The sequence below is a fragment of the Methylococcales bacterium genome (genome assembly GCA_030949405.1).
Taxonomy (GTDB): domain Bacteria; phylum Pseudomonadota; class Gammaproteobacteria; order Methylococcales; family Methylomonadaceae; genus WTBX01.
Window position 1 is genome coordinate 2,176,029 of the sequence record JAUZSN010000002.1, and the last position, 23,414, is coordinate 2,199,442.

The 23,414-nt window shown below is 35.1% G+C and carries 26 protein-coding genes and 2 pseudogenes; 16 read left to right on the top strand and 12 right to left on the bottom strand.

All coding sequences use genetic code 11. The annotated features are described in order from the left end of the window. Positions 1 to 233 precede the first annotated feature (233 nt). From Q9M50_11160 to bioB, 6 genes are all read right to left on the bottom strand, one after another. Entirely contained in the window at positions 234 to 848 is a 615-nt protein-coding gene (locus tag Q9M50_11160) for a cyclic nucleotide-binding domain-containing protein (protein MDQ7091179.1), read from the bottom strand. Continuing rightward, positions 824 to 1,813 (bottom strand): MMPL family transporter, encoded by a 990-nt coding sequence (locus Q9M50_11165; protein ID MDQ7091180.1) that lies wholly within the window; start codon positions 1,811 to 1,813, stop codon positions 824 to 826. Before Q9M50_11165 ends, Q9M50_11160 begins: the two co-directional genes overlap by 25 nt. Positions 1,814 to 1,969: 156 nt before the next feature. Further along, positions 1,970 to 2,761, bottom strand: coding sequence for a malonyl-ACP O-methyltransferase BioC (gene bioC, locus Q9M50_11170; GenBank protein ID MDQ7091181.1), 792 nt, complete (start codon positions 2,759 to 2,761; stop codon positions 1,970 to 1,972). Next, complete coding sequence (locus Q9M50_11175; GenBank protein MDQ7091182.1) at positions 2,751 to 3,527, bottom strand: alpha/beta fold hydrolase; 777 nt, start codon at positions 3,525 to 3,527, stop codon at positions 2,751 to 2,753. Before Q9M50_11175 ends, bioC begins: the two co-directional genes overlap by 11 nt. Next, positions 3,524 to 4,681 (bottom strand): 8-amino-7-oxononanoate synthase, encoded by a 1,158-nt coding sequence (gene bioF, locus Q9M50_11180; GenBank protein MDQ7091183.1) that lies wholly within the window; start codon positions 4,679 to 4,681, stop codon positions 3,524 to 3,526. Before bioF ends, Q9M50_11175 begins: the two co-directional genes overlap by 4 nt. Before the next feature lie 3 nt (positions 4,682 to 4,684). Beyond that, positions 4,685 to 5,668 (bottom strand): biotin synthase BioB, encoded by a 984-nt coding sequence (gene bioB, locus Q9M50_11185; protein ID MDQ7091184.1) that lies wholly within the window; start codon positions 5,666 to 5,668, stop codon positions 4,685 to 4,687. A gap of 98 nt (positions 5,669 to 5,766) precedes the next feature. Here bioB and Q9M50_11190 point away from each other — a divergent pair, with 98 nt between their 5' ends. Further along, positions 5,767 to 6,975: a hypothetical protein gene (locus tag Q9M50_11190; protein ID MDQ7091185.1), complete on the top strand. Its 1,209-nt coding sequence runs from the start codon at positions 5,767 to 5,769 to the stop codon at positions 6,973 to 6,975. A 56-nt stretch (positions 6,976 to 7,031) separates the two neighbouring features. On the opposite strand, the gene Q9M50_11195 is transcribed toward Q9M50_11190, so the two are convergent. The 4 genes from Q9M50_11195 to Q9M50_11210 all read right to left on the bottom strand — a co-directional run bounded on the left by Q9M50_11195 (position 7,032) and on the right by Q9M50_11210 (position 9,589). Then, positions 7,032 to 7,883 carry a hypothetical protein gene (locus Q9M50_11195; protein ID MDQ7091186.1) on the bottom strand — a complete coding sequence of 284 codons (852 nt, stop codon included), beginning with the start codon at positions 7,881 to 7,883 and terminating at the stop codon, positions 7,032 to 7,034. A gap of 12 nt (positions 7,884 to 7,895) precedes the next feature. Continuing rightward, positions 7,896 to 8,204 carry a hypothetical protein gene (locus tag Q9M50_11200; protein MDQ7091187.1) on the bottom strand — a complete coding sequence of 103 codons (309 nt, stop codon included), beginning with the start codon at positions 8,202 to 8,204 and terminating at the stop codon, positions 7,896 to 7,898. 405 nt (positions 8,205 to 8,609) lie between these two features. Next, the gene (locus Q9M50_11205; GenBank protein ID MDQ7091188.1) at positions 8,610 to 8,948 is read right to left on the bottom strand and encodes a hypothetical protein; all 339 of its coding nucleotides are present in this window, start codon (positions 8,946 to 8,948) and stop codon (positions 8,610 to 8,612) included. Positions 8,949 to 9,319: 371 nt separating this feature from the next. Beyond that, positions 9,320 to 9,589: a hypothetical protein gene (locus tag Q9M50_11210; protein ID MDQ7091189.1), complete on the bottom strand. Its 270-nt coding sequence runs from the start codon at positions 9,587 to 9,589 to the stop codon at positions 9,320 to 9,322. Positions 9,590 to 9,901: 312 nt separating this feature from the next. Here Q9M50_11210 and Q9M50_11215 point away from each other — a divergent pair, with 312 nt between their 5' ends. From Q9M50_11215 to Q9M50_11260, 10 genes and pseudogenes are all read left to right on the top strand, one after another. Then, complete coding sequence (locus Q9M50_11215) at positions 9,902 to 10,396, top strand: transposase family protein (GenBank protein ID MDQ7091190.1); 495 nt, start codon at positions 9,902 to 9,904, stop codon at positions 10,394 to 10,396. Between the two features lie 149 nt (positions 10,397 to 10,545). Next, a complete protein-coding gene (locus Q9M50_11220) occupies positions 10,546 to 10,818 on the top strand; it encodes a transposase family protein (GenBank protein MDQ7091191.1) in 273 nt (90 codons plus the stop codon). A 141-nt stretch (positions 10,819 to 10,959) separates the two neighbouring features. Beyond that, positions 10,960 to 12,069: a hypothetical protein gene (locus Q9M50_11225; protein MDQ7091192.1), complete on the top strand. Its 1,110-nt coding sequence runs from the start codon at positions 10,960 to 10,962 to the stop codon at positions 12,067 to 12,069. 166 nt (positions 12,070 to 12,235) lie between these two features. Further along, positions 12,236 to 12,754: a transposase family protein gene (locus Q9M50_11230; GenBank protein MDQ7091193.1), complete on the top strand. Its 519-nt coding sequence runs from the start codon at positions 12,236 to 12,238 to the stop codon at positions 12,752 to 12,754. Between the two features lie 26 nt (positions 12,755 to 12,780). Next, on the top strand, positions 12,781 to 13,164 hold the full coding sequence (locus Q9M50_11235) for a transposase family protein (GenBank protein MDQ7091194.1): 384 nt from the start codon (positions 12,781 to 12,783) through the stop codon (positions 13,162 to 13,164). A 193-nt stretch (positions 13,165 to 13,357) separates the two neighbouring features. Beyond that, positions 13,358 to 13,555 (top strand): hypothetical protein, encoded by a 198-nt coding sequence (locus Q9M50_11240; protein ID MDQ7091195.1) that lies wholly within the window; start codon positions 13,358 to 13,360, stop codon positions 13,553 to 13,555. Between the two features lie 152 nt (positions 13,556 to 13,707). Beyond that, positions 13,708 to 14,226, top strand: coding sequence for a transposase family protein (locus tag Q9M50_11245; GenBank protein MDQ7091196.1), 519 nt, complete (start codon positions 13,708 to 13,710; stop codon positions 14,224 to 14,226). A 26-nt stretch (positions 14,227 to 14,252) separates the two neighbouring features. Further along, the gene (locus tag Q9M50_11250) at positions 14,253 to 14,636 is read left to right on the top strand and encodes a transposase family protein (protein ID MDQ7091197.1); all 384 of its coding nucleotides are present in this window, start codon (positions 14,253 to 14,255) and stop codon (positions 14,634 to 14,636) included. Positions 14,637 to 14,671: 35 nt separating this feature from the next. Next, positions 14,672 to 14,950: pseudogene (locus tag Q9M50_11255) on the top strand (transposase family protein). A 26-nt stretch (positions 14,951 to 14,976) separates the two neighbouring features. After that, a pseudogene (locus Q9M50_11260) lies at positions 14,977 to 15,408 on the top strand (transposase family protein). 445 nt (positions 15,409 to 15,853) lie between these two features. Here Q9M50_11260 and glyQ read toward each other — a convergent pair. After that, entirely contained in the window at positions 15,854 to 16,756 is a 903-nt protein-coding gene (gene glyQ, locus Q9M50_11265) for a glycine--tRNA ligase subunit alpha (protein ID MDQ7091198.1), read from the bottom strand. Positions 16,757 to 17,024: 268 nt separating this feature from the next. On the opposite strand from glyQ, the gene Q9M50_11270 reads away from it, so the two are divergent. The 5 genes from Q9M50_11270 (at position 17,025) to Q9M50_11290 (ending at position 21,569) form a co-directional block, all read left to right on the top strand. Next, positions 17,025 to 17,363 carry a hypothetical protein gene (locus tag Q9M50_11270; GenBank protein MDQ7091199.1) on the top strand — a complete coding sequence of 113 codons (339 nt, stop codon included), beginning with the start codon at positions 17,025 to 17,027 and terminating at the stop codon, positions 17,361 to 17,363. Next, a complete protein-coding gene (locus tag Q9M50_11275) occupies positions 17,360 to 18,526 on the top strand; it encodes a DUF6399 domain-containing protein (GenBank protein ID MDQ7091200.1) in 1,167 nt (388 codons plus the stop codon). The genes Q9M50_11270 and Q9M50_11275 overlap by 4 nt, the downstream gene beginning before the upstream one ends. Positions 18,527 to 18,824: 298 nt before the next feature. After that, positions 18,825 to 19,964: a hypothetical protein gene (locus tag Q9M50_11280; GenBank protein MDQ7091201.1), complete on the top strand. Its 1,140-nt coding sequence runs from the start codon at positions 18,825 to 18,827 to the stop codon at positions 19,962 to 19,964. Between the two features lie 68 nt (positions 19,965 to 20,032). Next, positions 20,033 to 20,278: a hypothetical protein gene (locus Q9M50_11285; protein ID MDQ7091202.1), complete on the top strand. Its 246-nt coding sequence runs from the start codon at positions 20,033 to 20,035 to the stop codon at positions 20,276 to 20,278. Next, positions 20,247 to 21,569, top strand: coding sequence for a DUF4214 domain-containing protein (locus Q9M50_11290; protein ID MDQ7091203.1), 1,323 nt, complete (start codon positions 20,247 to 20,249; stop codon positions 21,567 to 21,569). Before Q9M50_11285 ends, Q9M50_11290 begins: the two co-directional genes overlap by 32 nt. A 161-nt stretch (positions 21,570 to 21,730) precedes the next feature. Here the strand turns inward: Q9M50_11290 and Q9M50_11295 are convergent, their stop codons facing one another. Beyond that, positions 21,731 to 23,059, bottom strand: coding sequence for a selenium-binding protein SBP56-related protein (locus Q9M50_11295; GenBank protein ID MDQ7091204.1), 1,329 nt, complete (start codon positions 23,057 to 23,059; stop codon positions 21,731 to 21,733). Positions 23,060 to 23,414: the final 355 nt, after the last annotated feature.

Consider the following 23,414-nt stretch of genomic DNA (forward strand, 5'->3'; position numbering starts at 1 on the left):
AATGGTGTATAAAAAACGTTTGGGATAACTCTTAAGTTTGAAGGTAAGAGGACTTATACAGGATTAATGAATACAATCCTGAAATTTAACCGACTAATATACCACAAAATAAAGAGGAGGTAGGGTTCTAATAGGTTGATTTTAGGTTAATTAAAAAATAAAGATTAAAATACATGATGTTAAATGACGACTTTGTCTGATTTATTTATTTGAGCGATTAAAATTAGGGATATTTATAGCTCCATTTGAGTTCGTTCTAATAAACGCTGGGCTAAAATTTTACTAATATTACTATTTAATTTGGCATGAAGGCGGGGGTAAAAGCGCATACTGGATTGTACCTGTTGCTGATTAAGCATAATAACCTGCAATACAGGGCCATTTTCAGGAACTCTTACGGTTGCGGTACGTTTAACATTGCCCGCATAACCCGCTTCACCAAAAACTTCTCCCCAGCATAAATGGGCAATGGATATTTCAGTTTTAACCTTATACAGTACAATTTCAGCGTTGCCCGCAATAACAATAAATAATTTATCCCCTAAGTCGCCTTGTTGAATGACAATCTCGCCAGATTGATATTCACGCACTTGTGATAATAGAATCACGCGTTTTATTTGAAAAGGAGACATGTCTGAAAAAATGTCACTTTTTGTGAAAACCTGTTGTACATTAAGGGTCATAACATCCCATAAACTGACCAAACGAATTCGTTTAAATAATATGGGAGTGATAAGTAAGTCACTAAACATCGCGCCTATCATGGTTAAGGCCGATAATAATCCAAATTGGGCAATAATATTAAATTGTGAGGCATTTAAGATTAAAAAACCTGATGCAAGTGCCAATGAGGTTGAAATAACAGGGATGGCTTCAGTTCTAACGGCTCGCCTTGCTGCGGCAATTTGATTTCCATCAATACGACACTCTCCCCCACTAAAGCAGGAAGAATGGCCGTTAATAAATTAAGGGGTATCCCATAAAATCCTAAAAAACCTAATGCCCAAAGGATACTCAGTGCGGAGGTGACTAGCGGTAAGATTGCGGCCATCGGTGTTCGTAACATACAAACAATACTAATAATTAACACTAAAATGGCTAAGGGCGTAATCGTGGTTAAATCTGAAAAAATACCCCGTTCAAACTCAACATTAATACGCGGATTCCCCATTTGAAAAACATTATCAAAGGTTTTTTCTAAGGGTTTAATTGCTTGTTGAATACTTTCATACGCGTTACGATTAAACTCAGGTTCGTTAAAGGTGGGGCGCAGGGTCACAATAAGGGCGGCTTTTTTTCCATCGTCTGAAAGATACGTTCCTCTAATTAAGGGGCTATAGAGCGCATTATCTTTAATGATCGCAAGGTCTTCTTGAGTTTGAGGCGGGGTTGAAACTAAAGGATCAATCTTCAATCCCTTATGGGTATTACGAATAGTTAAGGTTGTGGCTAAGGTTTCAACGTTTTCAACAATTTCTAGGTTTTGTAAGGTATTGGTTACTTCGTTAAGTATTTTTAATTTTTCAATCGTAAATAAATTATCCGCTTGATAATGAATTAATACTAAATTATCTGAGCCAAAGTCTTTAATAACCTGATTATAAACAGGGATCATGGGATCATTGTTACTCAACATACTATCGTAACTGGTATCTAACGTTAGATTCAGTAAACCGACCCCGCTTATCAGTGAAATAAACAGGATAAATAAAAAACTAATGAGGGGTTTTCGCGCCCCAAATGTCATTATTTGTTCAATAAAAACCAGTGAATGTTCACCCGTTTTTTCGGGTTCATGCTTATGAGGGTTCACGCGTTGGCCTGCGTTATAAAAAATAGCGGTTTTATTATTAGTTTGATTATCTAAGGTTAGGCAACGGGATGAAAAACGTATTTTTTATTTTTTAACGATTATATTTATAAATAAGGTTTAACTCACGAGCTGCAGTTATATTTTTTGATGTGAACACTAAATTTTAGCAGAGACCTTAATGATTTCAAAGGTTGCTGGAATTTTATGACTTGAGTGCAATGATTCATAATGATGAATCATGGCCTGCATCTTAGACTTGCCTGTCATATTATGATTACGTCCCGCCATGACATTATGTGCGCCAATGCCTTTTAACTCACGCATTAAAGCGATGACCGAGGCATAATAAGGGCGATGAATTTTTTCAGTGATGATAATATTTTTATAGCCCGCGTATTTTAAAGCGTCGTAAATTTGAGCGGTATTATAAAATTCATTCACATGGCTAAAACGATCAACATTGGCCCACGCTGTTTTTAATTCGTGTAATGTTTGACTGCCAAAGGTAGAAAAGATCAGCGAACCTGTTGGTTTTAAAACTCGTTTCATTTCTTCAAAAACAGCGGATAGGTTTTGACACCATTGTAAGGCCACATTAGAAAAAAGCGTGTCAACGGAGTTTGCTTGTAAGGGTAAATTTTCGGCATCGGCACATAAATAAGTCAATTTTTCCATACGATATTTAGCTCGGGTAGCTTCCACCATTGGGAAGGCTAAGTCTAACGCGATTATTTGTTGATAGCCTGATAAGGCTAATAATTCGCCTGTTAAAAAACCCGTACCACAGCCGACATCTAAAATCGTTCCCGTTAAATCCTTCGCACTGACTTCACTTAATAAATCGTGTCCCACCTGTCGTTGTAACGCGGCCATTGCATCATAAGAATGAGCGGCTTTGGCAAAGGCTTGTCGAATATTTTTTTTATCTAAATGTGACTCAGCTAACATGCGTATTTTCCATAAAAGTGGTTAGTAAACTAAGTAATTCATTTTCATGTGATAAAAAAGGAACATGACCTGATTTTTTTAAAATATGTAAGGATAAAGTCGGCTGTAACGCTTGCATTTGTTGACCGATGGCAACAGGGATTAACGTATCTCGATCACCTAAAATTGCCATCACAGGGCAATTTAAAGAAGCGAGGGCAGGGCGTAAATCCTGCTTTTCTAAAATAAGTAAACCTTGCTCTAAAGCGGATTTCGGGGTTACAGGCGTTTCTTGTAATGCGAGGGTTAAGGTCTTAACTAAAGTCTTATACGTGGGTAATCCTAAAATCTGTAAGGATAAAAAACGTACTAAAGTCGCTTGGCAATCGTTCATTAAATTATGAGCAAAGCGGTGTAATAAGGTTAATTCCATTCCTGCCCACCGTTCATTTTTTACAAAACAGGGATTACCTGTTAGCAAGACTAATTGTTTCACTTTATCAGGAAAACGGTGGTTTAAATCTAAGGCAATGGTTGCGCCTAATGACCAGCCTAAAACGGTACAGGGTTCTTTAGGAAAGGCTTCCACTAATGCCGCGCTAATTTTATCTAATTGAAAGTTAGGGAGTGAGTCACTGCGCCCATGTGACGGTAAATCCAGACAAATGACCTGATAATTTTGAGCTAACTTTTGAGCAAAATTACGCCAAATTCCTGTGTGCATTGCCCAACCATGCAGCAAAACAATAGGATCCCCTTTTCCATAAATTTCTTTATGTATTTTCATAAAATTGATTTCTCTAACGCATTCAATAAAGAGGTGACATTCTTTTTTTGATGATTGGCAGAAAAAGTGACTCGTAATCGTGCCTGCCCTTTAGCGACGGTTGGCGGTCTAATAGCGGTTACTAAAATTCCCAAATCTAATAAGTGTTGGCTGATGGCCACTGCTTTTTGAGCATCCCCCACTAAAATAGGTTGAATAGCGGAATTTGAATTCATTAAACGTAGACCTAACTGGTTCGCTCCTTGTTTAAATTGCATTATTAAAGCCTGTAATTTCTCTCTGCGCCATGAATCATTAATCAATAGGTTTAAGCTGGTGGAAGTCGCTGCTGCAATGGCTGCGGGGAGTGCGGTGGTATAAATATAAGGGCGAGATTTTTGAATTAAGGTTTCAATCAGAGCCTCAGAGCCCGCGACAAATGCCCCTGACGTTCCAAAGGCTTTGCCAAATGTCCCCATCAAAATAGGGACATCGGTTTGAGTTAATTCACATTGTTCAACCAGTCCTCCACCTGTCTGACCTAATACGCCCAAACCATGGGCATCATCAACCATTAAAGCGGCTTCATTTTTTTTAGCCAGGCTCGCTAAGTCAACTAAAGGTGCAAGATCCCCATCCATACTAAAAACCCCATCGGTGACGAGTATTTTTTTTGCGGCGGTTGAGCGATTAAGCTTTTTTTGCAAGCTGTCTACATCCGCATGTAAATAACGTTTAAAGGTTGCACCTGAGAATAAACCGCCATCCAATAAAGAGGCATGATTTAATTTATCTTCAAACACGTCATCGCCTCGCCCAAGTAACGCAGAAAGAACCCCTAGGTTAGCCATATAGCCTGTGGAAAATAATAAGGCGCGGTCTCGTTTTGTAAACGTGGCAAGTTCTTCTTCTAAGGTATGATGAGCAACACTATGCCCACAAATTAAATGAGCTGAACCACTGCCGATTCCATAATGATTAGCCGCCTGTTGAAAAGCAGAAATAACCTGTGGATGACGGGCCAGTCCTAAATAATCATTACTGCAAAAATTTAAAACGGGTCGCCCATCAATCCTAATGCTTACGTCTTGAGGCGAATCAATCACACGCCGTGAACGATAGAGTCCTTGCTGTTTTAATCGCTCAAGTTCATTTTCTAAAGCAAACCCTTTCATAATTTAAGCGTAACTTGAACCACCTGAATGCAAACCTAGGCGATCAAATAAGGTTTTATCATGATGGGTCATTGGGTTATCCGTGGTTAATAGTTTATCGCCATAAAAGATAGAATTTGCCCCTGCAAAAAAGCACAAGGCTTGCATTTCATCATTCATTTCATTACGTCCAGCGGATAGGCGAACGCGTGATTTAGGCATTAAAATACGCGCAACCGCAAGGGTACGAATAAAGGTTAAGGAATCTAAATTTTCTGACCCCATTAACGGCGTTCCTTCGACTTGAACCAACATATTAATAGGCACACTTTCAGGATGACTGGGAAGATTGGCTAATTCAATTAATAAATTAGCACGATCCGCATCGGATTCCCCCATACCTATAATACCCCCACAACAGACATTTATGCCTGCATCGCGTACGCGCTCTAAGGTATCTAAACGATCTTGATAGGTGCGGGTGGTAATCACTTCGGAATAATAATCTTCGGAAGTATCTAAATTATGATTGTAATAATCTAAACCGCCCTCTTTTAAAGTTTGGGTTTGTTTATCGGTTAACATCCCTAGGGTGACGCAGGTTTCCATCCCTAAGGCTTTAACGCCTTGAACCATTTCAACGACGCGTTCAACATCCTTATCTTTCGGTTGTCGCCATGCCGCCCCCATACAAAAACGGGAGGCCCCGTCTTCTTTGGCCCGCTTTGCCGCTTTTAAAACATCATCAATAGGCATTAAGGCTTCAGGTTTTAAATCGGAATCGTAACGCGCACTTTGAGGGCAATAACCACAATCTTCAGAACACGCTCCTGTTTTAATACTTAATAAACTACTAATTTGAACTTGGTTAGGATCAAAATGGCTTCGATGAATAGAGTGTGCGTTGAATAACAAATCATTAAAAGGTAATGAAAATAAAGCCTTAACTTCATCTAAAGACCAGTCATGGCGTAAATTAATGGGCTGGGTATCAAGTGTTGCAGACATTAGAAGAGGCTCTCCGAGAAAAAGTGATGAAACAGTTGTCAACTTAAATGAATAAAAAAAGTAGATAATTGGATAAATATTATACAATATAAACCACTATGATCGCTAAAAATACGTTAATGAAAAAATTGCCCTTTATTTTTATATTTTTATTTTTAATTCAGTCGAACGCAGAAGCTTTTGAGTATTCGGGTTCTATAGGCATTGAAAGTCTGGGGTTTTTAAATAATCCTTTAGATTCTGAGCAGCATAATCACACGTTATCGGCCGTCAGTGAAATTGAGCTTTATCATGAATGGGATAAGGGGCGGCAAAGCATCGCTTTTGTGCCTTTTTATCGCTATTCTCAGCATGATAGTCGACGGACACATTTTGATATTCGAGAATTAACGTGGTTGAATGCACGAACGAACTGGGAATTACGGATAGGGATTCGTAAAGTGTTTTGGGGGGTTTCGGAAGGGCAGCATTTAGTGGATATTATTAATCAAACGGATGCGGTTGAAAATACGGATACGGAAGATAAGCTGGGGCAACCGATGATTAATTTAGCGATTATTCAGGATTGGGGGACGTTAGATTTATTTTTTTTAACAGGATTTAGAGAGCGTACTTTTGCAGGTAATGAAGGGCGATTGCGTAGTTTTCCCGCGGTGGATGTGGGTGAGGCGCGTTATGAAAAACACGGAGCTGAAAAACATTTAGGCTATGCCGCTCGCTGGTCCCATACATTAGGTGATTGGGATTTAGGGGTATCACATTTTTATGGCATGAGCCGAGAGCCTACGTTATTAGCGGAAATATTACCCACGGGAAATTTAAGATTGATTCCTTATTATGAAATGATTCATCAGTCAGCGATTGATGTTCAGGTAACCAAAGGTGATTGGTTGTGGAAATTGGAATCTATTGTTCGTTCAGGGCAAGGGAAAACGTTTTTTGCGAGTACGGTGGGGTTTGAATACACGTTATATAATGTATTTGAAACGGGGTTCGATGTGGGTTGGGTGGCCGAGTATTTGTACGATGGACGAGGCGATAATGCGCCGACAACGACCGAAGATGATTTTTTAGCGGCGATGCGTTTTTCATTTAATGATATTCAAAGTACTCAAATTTTAGCGGGGATTCTTTTTGATCGAGAGTCGAATGAGAAGTTTTATAATATTGAAGCCAGTCGGCGTTTAGGGGATGCGTTTAAGATAGAGCTTGAAGCGCGTTTTTTTAGTGGCGCAAGGGTTAATGATGTGTCTTATTTTTTGAGAAAAGACCATCATATTCGTGCTGAGTTAAGTTATCATTTTTGAGTGGGTTATGTAGAGGGAAAATAGAGTGTTAACTATTATTCCCTCTGTAATACCATTTATGTAGTTGATTGTGATAATTTTAGACAGCTTTCATAAGGAACGTTAGCCAGCTTTCCTAACATTTCAATCGTCCCTAATTGTATTAAGGTTCTAATAGCTTGATGAACGCCTTCGCTACGATCAAATGAAAAATCAAAAAATACCCCTGCTCGTTTTAAGCGTCCACCTAGGTCACCTGCAATTCCTGCACGATAAACGGCAATGGAATTTGAACTTCCTACACCATTAAGAATGGAAAAGTCGGCTGTATCTTCTATGTTCATGTCCATAGTAATAATTGAGGTCATATCATCACGAGAAAAACCTATATTGCTATCTTCAAAAGCTAAACTTGCTGAGGCATTACCTGAAATAACGCCTTTATCAAGCTGACTGATTGATCCTATAATTCTGTAATCAGGATAATGTGGCTGTTTAAGTAATCCACTAGGAAACCATTTTTGATATAAATCAATATATTTGTCAAATAATAAAGGATCACCCCCTGCAATAGCCATGTTATCTGAAAACTGATTAATAGTTGGAGCTGAAGGCACTACAATAAATTTAATTTTTTTACTTCTTAATTGACTGATAGTACTAATCAACATATCACGACCACTGAGTAAACTTAAATCGCGCCCTGCATGATTTGGAATACCATTTGAGGTAATAGTAATAACCTCTCCCTTATAATCTTTACGTAATAACTCACGAAAACATTCTAAGGACTTTTCAAAGCGAGTAATATTTCTAACAGGGGGAAGCACCGTTTGATATAAATCAAATACCTCATTAGTATGCGTTGAGCAACCACTTAAGACGTTAAAAAGTAAAAGTATTGAGGTTATTAGGAGTTTATTTTTCATAGTAATTTTTTATTATCGACAACGAAAGCAAATATTTACAATATCTCCACCAACAACAGTAACTACCTCATCTGGTACATCATTTACATCACTAAAACTATTAATTATTTGACTGCCATTGTCTTCTTTAGTCCCATTTTTTTCTATATTAACTTTATCAGCATTATTATTATAATCTTTTTCTTTTTGAACATAAGATTTAGCGATATGTTTATTAACGGAAAGCCTCGTACTAGGGGATAAATCAGTTCGTTGGTTGATATTATCAGCATAAATTTGAATGCTAAATAATAAAAGCACTCCATATAATAAAATTTTCATTTTTTTTCCTTATTGTGATTCAAAGTAAGTATTTAAATATAAATTACCGTATATTGGCTACCAACTTAAGGCGGGACAGTTTTAAATCCCCAATATTTACAAAGTGAGGAAAATCAACAATCGTGCAGTAGTTGATTTTACTGGATGTCCCGTCTTAAGTTGGTAGCCCGTATATTTTATCGACGCAAGATGTTGATTACAAATACCTTTAAAAATAAAATCTTTTACTTAGATACTTAGAGTTGATTTAAAATTAGCTACCAATTTAAGATCGGATAGTCAGCGAATCTACTACTGCACGATTATTAATTTTCTTGGTTTTACAAATTAAAATATTTAAATCGCCTGTCTAAAATTGATAGCCAATTAAATTTAACTACCTCATTCTATAAATAATTATAAGTTTTATTGCCCTACAGATACATTAGTACCTCGAATAGTAGAAATATATTGATTGGATTTTCCACCATTGCTTGCAGAATTATAAATGCTACCAGCTTTAGTTGATAGCTCTAGTGTATCAGTAACGGCAATTCTTTCACCTGATAAGGTTGATATATATTGGTTAGCCACTGTATTAGCTCCATCAGCTATATTAGTAATTCCCCCTTTTTTAGTAATAGTAGATAGGGTAACTTTATTATCCACTTTTACGGCCTCACCTTCTATTACAGATATACTTTGGTTAGCTTGGCTACCAGAGCCTTTAGCAATACTACTTATAGCTCCTTCTGTCACTGTCATTAGTTTAACTTGGCTACCAACTTAAGACGGGACATCCAGTAAAATCAACTACTGCACGATTGTTGATTTTCCTCACTTTGTAAATATTGGGGATTTAAAACTGTCCCGCCTTAAGTTGGTAGCCGTTAGTTTAACTTTTCCAGAAATTTTAATACCTTCAATAGCTCTAGCATACACTGATGAAGTGGCAAGGAAAGTTGAGATTAACAGGATATAAGTTAATTTTTTCATTTAGATTCTCCAAAATTTGAATTATGTGAATTAAGATGCAGATTTTTTAACCTACATAATATATATACGGGATAGAAAATTTCACTTTTAGTAAAAAATTTAATTTTTTTGTGAATTTTCTATAAAAATAAAATATATTGCTATTGATTAACAATAATATTACTAATCATTTGTGTTGCGATAGGGTGACTTCCATTAGCAATATTTCTTATATTGTGTGCTTTGACTACTTGCGTAAGACTGCCTCTAAGTTCTATCTTATCGCCACTAATAGAAGCTAAATATTGTTCTGCTCTCGCATGAGAACCACTGGCACTATTAGTAATATTTTTAGTCACTTTCGTAAGCTGTGAAACGTTTCCATCAATAAAAACGCCTCCTATACTTCGTGCATGCACTAAAGGGGTCACAAAAAAACTCGTGACTATGAGCATGTATAGTAAATTCTTCATTTAGATTTTCCTCGCTATGAATTATTGGTAAGTTGATCCTACCTTTAACTATATACGGGATAGGAAAATCATTTTTCTAAGAAAATAGGTTGCAAAAACCTTAGACTTGTTCTTCTAAATAAAATATATTAAAATCAATTGCTTATATATACTTGATAACACTCACAATCAGTTGATACAGCCTAATAAATAAACTTTAAATTAAATTATTAAAAATAATAAATAAGCTTTATAATAAATTTCTATAAAAAATAAAAATCAAAGTATAACATGAAAATAAAAGAAATTTTACCAAGAATTTATGATGATAGACAGTTAAGAGCTTTAACAGGATTAAAAACAGAACATTTTATTTTACTATTATCTCTATTTGAAAAGACCCTTATTGAAGATCAAAAAGAAAAACATGAAAATAAAGAAAGAAAATACGGTAGTGGTTTAGATAGCACATTAAAAACACCCGCAGACAAATTATTATTTATATTAAATTATATGAAGTGTTATTCTACTTTCGATCACTTAGGGTTTTCTTTTAATATGAATAAATCATGCGCCCATACTCATGTATACAAATTATTTCCAATTTTAATAAAGACGTTAGATATATTTAATGTTTTACCTGCAACAAGTTTTTCAACCCCTGAAGAAATGCAGCAGGCTTTTGGCGGAGTTCAAACATTGATAATAGATACTACAGAGCGTGCTGTACAACGCCCTAGTGACTATGAAGAACAAAATGAATTTTACAAAACAGCATACAATTAAAAATACCACTATAGCTTCTTTAGGTCATTTAATTTTATATATTGGGGTTAGTTTTCCGGTAAAAATCATGATTATGGAATGTTTAAAAAGAATTTAATCCAGAATTAAATTGGTTTAGTAATTTTAATATATTTATTGATTTAGGTTATTTGGGGTTTAATAATGAATATAAAACTAATTCGGTAAATATTCCTCATAAAAAACCAAATAAATCTAAGCATAATCCAAACCCAACATTAACAGAAAATCAAAAAAAAGAAAACAAAGATATGAGTCGTGAAAGAGTCATTGTTGAGCATGTAATCGGTGGAATGAAAAGATATAGATGCCTAGTTGACAAGTTTAGAAATAAAAAAGAAGGTGTAAAAGATTTATTTTCTTTTTTAGCGGCTATCCTATGGAATTTTAACATGATATATTAACTTCTTCTTAAAGAACAAGTCTCTTATTTTAATCCTCAATAATTTTCATCAAATTAAATTTTTTTCAAAATTTGTTAATTCCTATCCCGTATATAAGATTAAGAACATTTCTAAATCTAGGATGAAAATTACAAGGTATCTATGAAAAAAATTAAAAAAAACCTTAAAGTAATAGGCACAGGTCTTTTATTTTTAAATCTTACTTCGTGTATGAATCTCTTCAACAAACCAGATATTATTATTGAAGATTATTTAGTTCAAAAAAATAGTTATTATGTCCTTGTTGAGTCTATTAATGAGCAATGGGAAATTAAAGAAATTAGTATACAACCGCGTGCTAGAGATAATTCAAATCAAGAAGTTCTCCAAATTACGTCTCAATTTAAGCAAATTTCACCCTTTTTTGAAGTGGTCGAAAAGAAAGCTCGTTATCACTGCCAGTCTTTAACTAAATATCAAGGCTATCACCCTTGTTCTAGTTCAAAACTTTCTATGATGGAAGAGAGTAATTCAGGTCATGTTATTCAATCGTATGTCAGTGATATAACGATGAATGTGTTACGTTTTGGAACAGCACCTGGTTATCAGCCTTTTTCTAAAGATAAATCTGTGAGCTATATTAATCGAAATTACAGCGTCGTTATAAATGAAGAGGCGGTACAAGATATTCTTAATGAAACCAACCTCATCAAAATCATTCAAGATAACCGAACATTAATTGCAGTTAAAAAAACAGTCTTAGCTGTGGACTTTGGATCAATGCCAAACAGCGATGATAAACCTAAAAACTATGCTAATAATACAGCACCAGAAATTAAAATTGGTGAGTTTGATAACGATTCTACCAGTGCGGTTACTCGCTTTAAAGTGACTACCATAAATCAAGGAGGAGGCATAGGAAAAATAAATATTTATTTAGATAATACGCGATTAAATCCAAAAATAAGGGGTACTCAAACGAATGGAGATGGTTCCATTACGAAAGAATATGAATTGGATTTACCTTATGGCGTGAGTGTTATCAAAGCAGAGGTTTATGATTATTCAAATAAAAATAAAAGTAAACCAGTCAGTCATAAATTAATTAAAGATTATTATAGTCAACCTACTTTACATGTTTTAAGTATTGGGATTAAAGATTTTGAAGATTCACGGCTCAATTTAAAGTATACCGTAAATGATGCGCGGTTATTTGGTAAAGCTATAGAAGAACAAAGTCAAGGTTTATTTAAAGAGGTAAATGTTCATTAGACTTGTTCTTCTAAATAAAATATATTAAAATCAATTGCTTATATATACTTGATAACATTCACAATCAGTTGATACAGCCTAATAAATAAACTTTAAATTAAATTATTAAAAATAATAAATAAGCTTTATAATAAATTTCTATAAAAAATAAAAATCAAAGTATAACATGAAAATAAAAGAAATTTTACCAAGAATTTATGATGATAGACAGTTAAGAGCTTTAACAGGATTAAAAACAGAACATTTTATTTTACTATTATCTCTATTTGAAAAGACCCTTATTGAAGATCAAAAAGAAAAACATGAAAATAAAGAAAGAAAATACGGTAGTGGTTTAGATAGCACATTAAAAACACCCGCAGACAAATTATTATTTATATTAAATTATATGAAGTGCTATTCTACTTTCGATCACTTAGGGTTTTCTTTTAATATGAATAAATCATGCGCCCATACTCATGTATACAAATTATTTCCAATTTTAATAAAGACGTTAGATATATTTAATGTTTTACCTGCAACAAGTTTTTCAACCCCTGAAGAAATGCAGCAGGCTTTTGGCGGAGTTCAAACATTGATAATAGATGCTACAGAGCGTGCTGTACAACGCCCTAGTGACTATGAAGAACAAAATGAATTTTACAGTGGTAAAAAAAACAGCATACAATTAAAAATACCACTATAGCTTCTTTAGGTCATTTAATTTTATATATTGGGGTTAATTTTCCAGGTAAAAATCATGATTATGGAATGTTTAAAAAAGAATTTAATCCAGAATTAAATTGGTTTAGTAATTTTAATATATTTATTGATTTAGGTTATTTGGGGTTTAATAATGAATATAAAACTAATTCGGTAAATATTCCTCATAAAAAACCAAATAAATCTAAGCATAATCCAAACCCAACATTAACAGAAAATCAAAAAAAAGAAAACAAAGAGATGAGTCGTGAAAGAGTCATTGTTGAGCATGTAATCGGTGGAATGAAAAGATATAGATGCCTAGTTGACAAGTTTAGAAATAAAAAAGAAGGTGTAAAAGATTTATTTTCTTTTTTAGCGGCTATCCTATGGAATTTTAACATGATATATTAACTTCTTCTTAAAGAACAAGTCTAATAGACTTGTTCTTCTAAATAAAATATATTAAAATCAATTGCTTATATATACTTGATAACACTCACAATCAGTTGATACAGCCTAATAAATAAACTTTAAATTAAATTATTAAAAATAATAAATAAGCTTTATAATAAATTTCTATAAAAAATAAAAATCAAAGTATAACATGAAAATAAAAGAAATTTTACCAAGAATTTATGATGATAGACAGTTAAGAGCTTTAACAGGATTAAAAACAGAACATTTTATTTTACTATTATCTCTATTTGAAAAGACCCTTATTGAAGATCAAAAAGAAAAACATGAAAATAAAGAAAGAAAATACGGTAGTGGTTTAGATAGCACATTAGACTTGTTCTTCTAAATAAAATATATTAAAATCAATTGCTTATATATACTTGATAACACTCACAATCAGTTGATACAGCCTAATAAATAAACTTTAAATTAAATTATTAAAAATAATAAATAAGCTTTATAATAAATTTCTATAAAAAATAAAAATCAAAGTATAACATGAAAATAAAAGAAATTTTACCAAGAATTTATGATGATAGACAGTTAAGAGCTTTAACAGGATTAAAAACAGAACATTTTATTTTACTATTATCTCTATTTGAAAAGACCCTTATTGAAGATCAAAAAGAAAAACATGAAAATAAAGAAAGAAAATACGGTAGTGGTTTAGATAGCACATTAAAAACACCCGCAGACAAATTATTATTTATATTAAATTATATGAAGTGCTATTCTACTTTCGATCACTTAGGGTTTTCTTTTAATATGAATAAATCATGCGCTCATACTCATGTATACAAATTATTTCCAATTTTAATAAAGACGTTAGATATATTTAATGTTTTACCTGCAACAAGTTTTTCAACCCCTGAAGAAATGCAGCAGGCTTTTGGCGGAGTTCAAACATTGATAATAGATGCTACAGAGCGTGCTGTACAACGCCCTAGTGACTATGAAGAACAAAATGAATTTTACAGTGGTAAAAAAAACAGCATACAATTAAAAATACCACTATAGCTTCTTTAGGTCATTTAATTTTATATATTGGGGTTAGTTTTCCAGGTAAAAATCATGATTATGGAATGTTTAAAAAAGAATTTAATCCAGAATTAAATTGGTTTAGTAATTTTAATATATTTATTGATTTAGGTTATTTGGGGTTTAATAATGAATATAAAACTAATTCGGTAAATATTCCTCATAAAAAACCAAATAAATCTAAGCATAATCCAAACCCAACATTAACTGAAAAACAAAAAAAAGAAAACAAAGAGATGAGTCGTGAAAGAGTCATTGTTGAGCATGTAATCGGTGGAATGAAAAGATATAGATGCCTAGTTGACAAGTTTAGAAATAAAAAAGAAGGTGTAAAAGATTTATTTTCTTTTTTAGCGGCTATCCTATGGAATTTTAACATGATATATTAACTTCTTCTTAAAGAACAAGTCTATTAAAAACACCCGCAGACAAATTATTATTTATATTAAATTATATGAAGTGTTATTCTACTTTCGATCACTTAGGGTTTTCTTTTAATATGAATAAATCATGCGCCCATACTCATGTATACAAATTATTTCCAATTTTAATAAAGACGTTAGATATATTTAATGTTTTACCTGCAACAAGTTTTTCAACCCCTGAAGAAATGCAGCAGGCTTTTGGCGGAGTTCAAACATTGATAATAGATGCTACAGAGCGTGCTGTACAACGCCCTAGTGACTATGAAGAACAAAATTAATTTTACAGTGGTAAAAAAAACAGCATACAATTAAAAATACCACTATAGCTTCTTTAGGTCATTTAATTTTATATATTGGGGTTAGTTTTCCAGGTAAAAATCATGATTATGGAATGTTTAAAAAAGAATTTAATCCAGAATTAAATTGGTTTAGTAATTTTAATATATTTATTGATTTAGGTTATTTGGGGTTTAATAATGAATATAAAACTAATTCGGTAAATATTCCTCATAAAAAACCAAATAAATCTAAGCATAATCCAAACCCAACATTAACTGAAAATCAAAAAAAAGAAAACAAAGAGATGAGTCGTGAAAGAGTCATTGTTGAGCATGTAATCGGTGGAATGAAAAGATATAGATGCCTAGTTGACAAGTTTAGAAATAAAAAAGAAGGTGTAAAAGATTTATTTTCTTTTTTAGCGGCTATCCTATGGAATTTTAACATGATATATTAACTTCTTCTTAAAGAACAAGTCTATTATTATCATGTTTTATGCTAACGAACATGAACCCGTTCATGGACGAAAAGGGCTACCAATTTAAGATGAGACAGCCAGTAAAATAAACTACTGGCGGAATTGTTGAATTTCCTCGCTTTGCAAATATTAAGAGGCTAAAACTGTCCCGTTTTAAGTTGGTTGCCCTTTATATTCTTCAAGTAGTTCAGGCGTTACGCCTCATATTGATGAATTTCAAGGAAAACAAATTTCAATAAAAAATGTAATTGATAAAATTGAAAAAAATATTATAGAATCTCTTGTTGCTAATTAAGCTATAAAATTACGATAGGCTATTATGAAACTTAATATTTTTATGATTTTAAATAGAATTTAAATTCGTGGAACAATAACGAAACCCAGACAAATATAAAGACTGGGTTTCATTAATCTAATCATGGCCTTATTTACATAAGGGAAAGCCTAATGCTTCGCGGCGTTGATAATACGCTTCGGCGACTTTTTTTGCCATATTACGTATGCGGAGAATATAACGTTGTCGTTCGGTGACTGAAATAGCATGACGCGCATCCAGTAAATTAAACGTATGTGATGCTTTTAAAACCATTTCATACGCTGGAAGCGGTAAGTCTTTTTCAATTAACTTAACGCATTCTTGTTCATAGGTATTAAAACACTCAAACATAAAAGCAACGTTCGCGTGTTCAAAATTAAATTCTGACATTTCAACTTCATTTTGATGAAATACATCGCCATAAGTGACAACGCCTTGAGGTGTATTTGCCCAAATTAAATCATAAACACTTTCAACGCCTTGAATGTACATCGCGATACGTTCTAAACCATAGGTGATTTCACCCGTAACAGGTTTACATTCTAATCCGCCAATTTGCTGAAAATAGGTGAATTGAGTGACTTCCATCCCATTTAGCCACACTTCCCAGCCTAATCCCCACGCGCCTAAACTCGGTGATTCCCAATTATCTTCAACAAACCGAACATCATGCTCTAATAAATCAAGCCCTATATGACGTAATGAATCTAAATAAAGCTCTTGAATATTATCAGGCGACGGTTTTAGGATGACTTGGTATTGGTAGTAATGTTGTAGCCGCATTGGGTTTTCCCCAAAACGCCCATCAGTAGGACGGCGTGATGGTTGTACGTACGCGGTATTCCAAGGCTCAGGCCCGATGGCTCGCAAAAACGTTGCAGGATGAAACGTCCCCGCTCCCACTTCTAAATCCAGCGGTTGTAATAAAATACAGCCTTGTTTAGCCCAGTAGTCTTGTAGGGTGGAAATCAATCCCTGAAAAGTCGTTAAATCGTTTGTTAAACTAGCCACAATGTTTAATAGGTTGTCGATAAAAAGGGACGATTATAGCCTAAATTAATTAAAATTTATTTTTCTTTCCATAATACGGCTACCAACTTAAGACGGGACAAAATAAAGAACTAACTGCGATATTCTTGTATCATAGGTTAATGACTAAAAAAACAGAACAACACAGAAAATACGCGCAGCTAGTCACGCAATTATCGCTGAAATTACAACAACAGGCAAGCAAACTGTTCGTAACTTAGCTTCAATTGTTGGTCGCTCAAAAAGCAGTGTGCATCGTCATCGTCAAGCGCAAACAAAGCGAAATCGACATCCTGAATCATCATTATGGGAAACCGAGGCAGGTAGTTCTTGGCAAAGATTAATGGTGTTTTCCGCCTTGTATGTCTTTGGATTAAAGGCAGGCGTAGGTGCAGAGACTTTATCGCTGTTTTTTAAAATGATACGGATTGACACCCATGTGGGCGTATCACCCGACGCACTGCGGACTCAAATCAATAAAATGGAAGTCTTATTGCCGCAGTTTCAGCAAGAATGCGAAAAAAGTGTGAAAAAACAAACACGTAAAGTTGTTGCTGGGCTGGATGAGACTTTTTCGGCAACTTTATGATTTTAGTTTTAATGGACTTACGTTCTGGCTATCTTTTGTTGGAAGATATTAGCGATGATAGGTGCTACGATACTTGGTATAAAAAGGTTTCGCCACGATTAGAATCATTAGGCATTGAGGTTAATCATGCGATTAGTGATCGCGCTAAGGCGTTGATAAAAATGGCAGTGACGGGGTTTAAGTGCGAATCGGGGGCAGATATTTTTCATGCTCAACAAGATATGAGTCGCTGGTTAGGCGCGAAAATCGGCAGGCGTGCAGCAAGGGCTGAAAAACAGCGGCAAGCAGCGCAAACCGCAGAGTCTACTGTTTCTAAAACGGCAACGATGCAGAAAATTATTGGACTTAAAACAACACGGATAACGGCTGAAAAAGAGCTTGAAGAAGCCAAAAAAATACAAACAGATTATCACGAAAACTTACAAGGGATTGCGGATGAAGTTCATCCTTTTTCACTCAATGATAGTCGTAGAAACGATGCGGAACAGGTTGAGAAGTTGCTAGAGTTAAGAGCGCGAGCCTTTGAAAAAATAGCGGAAAAACAAGGGATTAACGATCATAAAGGCGTGATGAAAAAGTTTCGTAATCAAATAAAACCGTTAGCGGTATCCATCAGTTTTTGGTGGCTTTGGGTACGCGAAACCTTGCAAAATTTGGGGCTTGATGCGGATACCGAATATTGGTTGACCACAACATTATTACCCGTTGTTTATTGGCATCAGAAAATGGAACAAACTAAAAGCCGCAGGTCAAAGGAAAACTATCGAAAAGCTTGGGAAACCGCGTCTGATAAGCTCAAATCAGACCCATTTAGTGCAAAGTTATCAATCAGTGAAATGCAGCGATGGCTAACATTGGCGGAGCATATGGCAAGGCAGTTTCAACGCAGTTCATCTGCGGTGGAAGGGCGAAATGGCTGTTTATCGCAAATGTATCGCAATGGGCGAGGTTTGAATAAAAAGCGATTAAACGCGTTGACGGTCATTCATAACTACGGAATCAAACGTGAGGATGGCACAACCGCCGCCATGCGTTTATTTGATACCGAGTTTCCAGACTTGTTTTCATGGCTACTGAATGAAATGGGCGAGTTACCGCTTCCTAGAAATAGTCGAAAGCGTGTGTTTTCTAACCCTTTGAAATTGCTGGATGTCCCGTCTTAAATTGGTAGCCCATAATACCAAATTCCTATCCCGTATATATAAATGACATTTAAAAATTTATTTTCAGTATGGAATTGGAGTTTCTTATGACGTTATTAAAATTTATCGTTTTACCCATTAGTATTTTTTTTTAACCGCGTGTTCTACCGCAGGCCCTTATGTTACTAATATTTCAAGCGATGGTGATGGCGGGATTAATATAGAAAAATGTAAAGTAGAATACAATCCTTTTCTTGATTATATTGGCACAGGTGATTGTATAAGTAGTTCGATTCAACTATCTAAATAGGTGAACTTCATGTTAAAAAATAAAATCAACCAAGTATTAATTTTAATGGCTTATCTGCTATTTTACAGTTTATCCAGTGTTTACGCAGGCAGTACGTTGAGTGCGGGTGCGAATCATGTTTGTGGAGTTAAAGAAGATAATACCTTAGTGTGTTGGGGAGATAATAGTCAAAATCAAGTTGATCCGCCTGACGGGACGTTTACCGAAGTCAGTGCGGGGTTTAATTTTAATTGTGCGTTAAGTACGGATGGTTCAGTTTCTTGTTGGGGTGAAGATACATCAGGGGAAACGTCACCGCCTCCAGGGCAATTTATTCAAGTGGAAGTCGGTGGAAAACATGCCTGTGCGTTAAAAGAAAATGGTTCACCGATTTGTTGGGGCGCGAATGATAGCAGTCAGGTGTCTTATCCTCCGGGGCCTTTTCAACAATTAACATTAGGCGATGCCCATAGTTGTGGTTTAAAACCTGATGGTACGGTGGAATGTTGGGGCGATGGTGAAAGTGGTCAAGCGAATATTGCAGCGGATACGTTTAAATCTATTGTTGCGGGTTATAAAACGACTTGTGGAATTATGACCGATGGGGTGGCTATTTGTTGGGGGCAAACTAATCAGTCTTATGGTTATTTGACGCAAATTGATTATGGGGTTATTTCTTTTCTAGGGAGAAAATCAAACACTTCTAATGATCCAATTTTTTGTGGTTTAAAAACAGATGGCTCTATTAGTTGCCCTTCATTAGAAACCGTTCCTAGTGGTGTGTTTAGTTATGTTTCTACTGGAGGAAATTCTGAATGTATAAGTGATTGTAGTAGATCATCTATATCTAAACAATGGCATGTATTTAAAAGTTTTGCTTGTGGAATCCGAGAAAACGGCGTAATTGCCTGTTGGGGAGAAAATAATCTTGAACGGGCGACCCCACCTGTTGGCGTATTATTAAAACAACCGTCAGAATTTACAGCACCATCAGCTTATGCCTCTTGTAGTAATACAGGCATTGATTCAACGGTTAATGATGATCTTTCAATTCGGATTAATAAATTACGCTACCAAAATTCAAATTTATACGCGAATTTCATTTTTGCAGGTAAAAATGAAAAGGGTAAATTAACGTGGGTATTGGATACTTTTGGTGATAATCCATAATAAAATAGATGAGGTTTTTCTCATTAAACCGTAAAACCTCTTTTTTTTATTTAAACTTAGGAAATAAAATGTCTCAAACAGCACTTTCAGGTGATGAACGTATTGATGCTCTTTTAAGTACACTTTCATGGAGTGAGATCAATGGTCAGGGCGTTAATTTAACCTATAGTTTTCCCACTGAAAACTCCACATGGGTTGATAATTATAGCGGGGATGAACCGTTTGAACCCAATGACATCTACTTTTTAACCCCCCGAAGAGCAAGAATGGGTCAGGGAGGCTTTGCAGCAATGGGCAAATGTGGCCAATATTAATTTTATTGAAGTTCAAGAACCCCATACACAGGGGGACATGCGCTTTACATTTAGTTCCCTTATTGATGACAAGGATGCCGTCGGTTATTCTCCCAGCCCAGCGGGTATTTTTTTTGAAAGCAGTGGTGATGTTTGGATTAATCCTGATGTTAGTGATTTACAAATAGGTTCGCCAGGATTTTTAGCATTAGTGCATCAAATAGGGTTTGCTTTAGGCTTAAAACCCACTAATGAGATGAATGAAATGAATGATGAAGCCTTATTTGGGCTTGAGGATACCAGTCAATATACGATCATGTCGGATAATGCGTATGAAGAAGCGGGCTGGCAAGAAGGCCCATTCCTCGTAGAACCCGTCGCACCGATGCTTTATGATATTTTAGCCATTCAATTTTTATATGGAAAAAATATCACTACGAATAGTAATGATACACTCTATCAATACCCTGAAGGGTCTGTTTTAGAAACGGTTTGGGATACGGGCGGCATTGATACCTTTGATTTATCCAATCAAAACTTAGATTCAATCATTAACTTGAATGCAGGGGAGTTTAGTTCTATTGGTGATATTGTTTATGAAATGAATAATAACGGTGAGTTAAACCCTATTTCTCAAGTGGCGGTGGATAATATTACGATTGCTTACGGCGTTGAAATTGAAAATGCTATCGGCGGTAATGGTGACGATGAAATTATAGGAAATCATCTTGCCAATAGGATAATAGGCGGAAATGGGGATGATTATATTGAGGGAAACAAGGGCATTGATACGGTGATTTATACTGAAAACAGTGACCTCTATACGATAGAAACCAATGAAAACACACTTTTTATTACGCTTAATGATTCATCCAATGAAACGGATACCTTGGATGGAATAGAACGCCTACAATTTAATGATGTAACCCTCGCTATGGACATTAATGGCAATGCAGGTCAGGCGTATCGACTTTATCAAGCCGCCTTTAATCGAACGCCTGATAAAAATGGTTTGGGATTTTGGATTGATTCGCTTGATAAAGGTGAATCACTTGAAAAGGTGAGTGTAGGCTTTATTCAAAGTCAAGAATTTTCAAGCTTGTATGGTGAAAATTTGACCGATAATTTATTTTTAAGTTCGCTTTATAATAATGTTTTACATCGTGAATTGGATGCAGAAGGCGGGAGTTTTTGGATGAATCAATTACAAGTTCAGCCCAGAGAAAATGTGTTAATTGGTTTTAGTGAAAGTAACGAAAATCAATTACAAATCATTGGTGATATTCAAAATGGAATTGAGCTGATTACCTAATTTTTTAAGTGGGTTATTAGTAGGGGGGGTTGCAGACCTCGATAATTTTGCATTCATCTGCTGGGTTTCGCGATCGCTCTACCCAGCCTATAAAACACATTTTTTAGTTTGTACCTAATGTTCGGAGGCGATTAAACTTGCCTTCCTAAGTTGGGTGGTCTTTATTTGTTTTTATTAATGGGGGTTGATTGATACAGCGCGTAAGCCCCTAAACGCATTTGATGGGCGCGGCCTAATTTTTCCTTGGTAAAATCAATGCTAAATTGTTGTTTTAACTGCTTACCATCCCAATGATAAAGTTTAAAAAATTGTTCGTTATCATTCCCTTTTTTATCCCAATTCGCTAACAAGGAGGTGGTGTAATATAAACGCTTTCCATCCCAACTGGATGAAACCATGTTAACCTGCTTGCCAATTTTTTGTTCAAAAACTTGTTTTGGGTTAAACGGATCTTTAATATCAAATGCGCGCGTTTTACCATCCATAAAGGTGTTGACCCATAAAAGATTGTCATTACTTTGTATGGAAATATCAACAGGTAGGGGAATTTTGCTGGGGTCTCCAATATCTGCGACCGCTTTAGATTGCCATTCTCCTTTTTTATCTTCATAAATAAGCCAAATTTTAGAGGTTAAGGCCGTTGTTGTGAAACAATAATTGTGATTAGGATTCCATGCACAGCGAATCTCTAAAGGCGCACCTGGAACGTCTAATATTTTTTTAGGTTGTTTGGTGTGTAAATCCCATTGCACCACGGTATTACCAAAATGCTTCATCGCTTCTTTATCATTTAAAAGCTTACCCAAATCCATCATGTAATTTGACCATCCTGTAAATGAGGAGGTTAACATGACATTTTTTCGGGGTAAAACGCGGACATCATAGCCATAACCATCGGCATACGATCCACTTTTAATCGCCCCTTTTAAATCACTATCGGTAGGGGTCCAATGGGTGGCAATGTACTCACCGGCATTGTTATATTCAACTAATCCTGTCCGTCCGCCATGATCTTTGTTATTCGATAATCCTGTAATCATCATTCGACCCGGTAAGGCATAGGTGGTGTGCGGTCCAACAACGCCCCCACTTTTTTTAACAAAATCGGTAATGGTTTTGGTCAGTTTAGGTTTGGCTGGGTTGGTGTGAACATCAAAAATAAAAATTTTATTAGTATCTAATCCACCCGCCCAAAGATAATGCCGATCATCGGTAAATCCTGAGTGATGTGCTTCATTACGTCCACCAACGGATAAACTCGCAATGACTGTTCCATAATTTTTTGATTTGGGGTTAACATCAATGGTGACTAATTTATCTTGTTCATCCCCTAATCCTTCGACTCCTAATGTCCAGACATAAACAAAATCTTCTTGTCCTGTGATTTTTGCCATGTAGGGGGATTGGCAGGTTTCATCCGCATAGGCGTTATTAAAGCTAATGGGCGTGAATGTGAATAAACAGGCAGCTAGTAAGGGTTTTATTTTCATGGGGTCTTCCTCGAGTGTAAATATGACCAGTCGTATTTAGTTTAGACTAAGATTGACAGGATAAAGAGATTAACCTGAAAAAGCTAGTAAATTTATTGGAATTTAATTGAGAGGGAAGAGTGGGTTGTCGTTGAAAAAAGGATACAAATAGAAGGGAAAATCAGCGAAACGTTACGCACATTAGCATCAGCTATCTTAAATAGTCTATAAAAAGGTTTGGAATACAAAACGTGTTTTGTATTCCAGCTTTTAGCATAACCTTAAAATTATTGGCATACTTCATTTAGCTTAAAAGTAGTTTACACTTTATTCCTAAAAAATAGTGGGGAGTAAAATAGCGTTAGCTATTTTCGTG

Excerpts from the sequence above, each read along its gene's own strand:
- bioC (MDQ7091181.1), bottom strand. The coding sequence starts at position 2,761 with ATGTTAGCTGAGTCACATTTAGATAAAAAAAATATTCGACAAGCCTTT.
- Q9M50_11175 (MDQ7091182.1), bottom strand. The coding sequence starts at position 3,527 with ATGAAAATACATAAAGAAATTTATGGAAAAGGGGATCCTATTGTTTTG.
- bioF (MDQ7091183.1), bottom strand. The coding sequence starts at position 4,681 with ATGAAAGGGTTTGCTTTAGAAAATGAACTTGAGCGATTAAAACAGCAA.
- bioB (MDQ7091184.1), bottom strand. The coding sequence starts at position 5,668 with ATGTCTGCAACACTTGATACCCAGCCCATTAATTTACGCCATGACTGG.
- Q9M50_11190 (MDQ7091185.1), top strand. The coding sequence starts at position 5,767 with ATGATCGCTAAAAATACGTTAATGAAAAAATTGCCCTTTATTTTTATA.
- Q9M50_11195 (MDQ7091186.1), bottom strand. The coding sequence starts at position 7,883 with ATGAAAAATAAACTCCTAATAACCTCAATACTTTTACTTTTTAACGTC.
- Q9M50_11200 (MDQ7091187.1), bottom strand. The coding sequence starts at position 8,204 with ATGAAAATTTTATTATATGGAGTGCTTTTATTATTTAGCATTCAAATT.
- Q9M50_11205 (MDQ7091188.1), bottom strand. The coding sequence starts at position 8,948 with ATGACAGTGACAGAAGGAGCTATAAGTAGTATTGCTAAAGGCTCTGGT.
- Q9M50_11215 (MDQ7091190.1), top strand. The coding sequence starts at position 9,902 with ATGAAAATAAAAGAAATTTTACCAAGAATTTATGATGATAGACAGTTA.
- Q9M50_11225 (MDQ7091192.1), top strand. The coding sequence starts at position 10,960 with ATGAAAAAAATTAAAAAAAACCTTAAAGTAATAGGCACAGGTCTTTTA.
- Q9M50_11230 (MDQ7091193.1), top strand. The coding sequence starts at position 12,236 with ATGAAAATAAAAGAAATTTTACCAAGAATTTATGATGATAGACAGTTA.
- Q9M50_11240 (MDQ7091195.1), top strand. The coding sequence starts at position 13,358 with ATGAAAATAAAAGAAATTTTACCAAGAATTTATGATGATAGACAGTTA.
- Q9M50_11245 (MDQ7091196.1), top strand. The coding sequence starts at position 13,708 with ATGAAAATAAAAGAAATTTTACCAAGAATTTATGATGATAGACAGTTA.
- Q9M50_11275 (MDQ7091200.1), top strand. The coding sequence starts at position 17,360 with ATGATTTTAGTTTTAATGGACTTACGTTCTGGCTATCTTTTGTTGGAA.
- Q9M50_11280 (MDQ7091201.1), top strand. The coding sequence starts at position 18,825 with ATGTTAAAAAATAAAATCAACCAAGTATTAATTTTAATGGCTTATCTG.
- Q9M50_11285 (MDQ7091202.1), top strand. The coding sequence starts at position 20,033 with ATGTCTCAAACAGCACTTTCAGGTGATGAACGTATTGATGCTCTTTTA.
- Q9M50_11295 (MDQ7091204.1), bottom strand. The coding sequence starts at position 23,059 with ATGAAAATAAAACCCTTACTAGCTGCCTGTTTATTCACATTCACGCCC.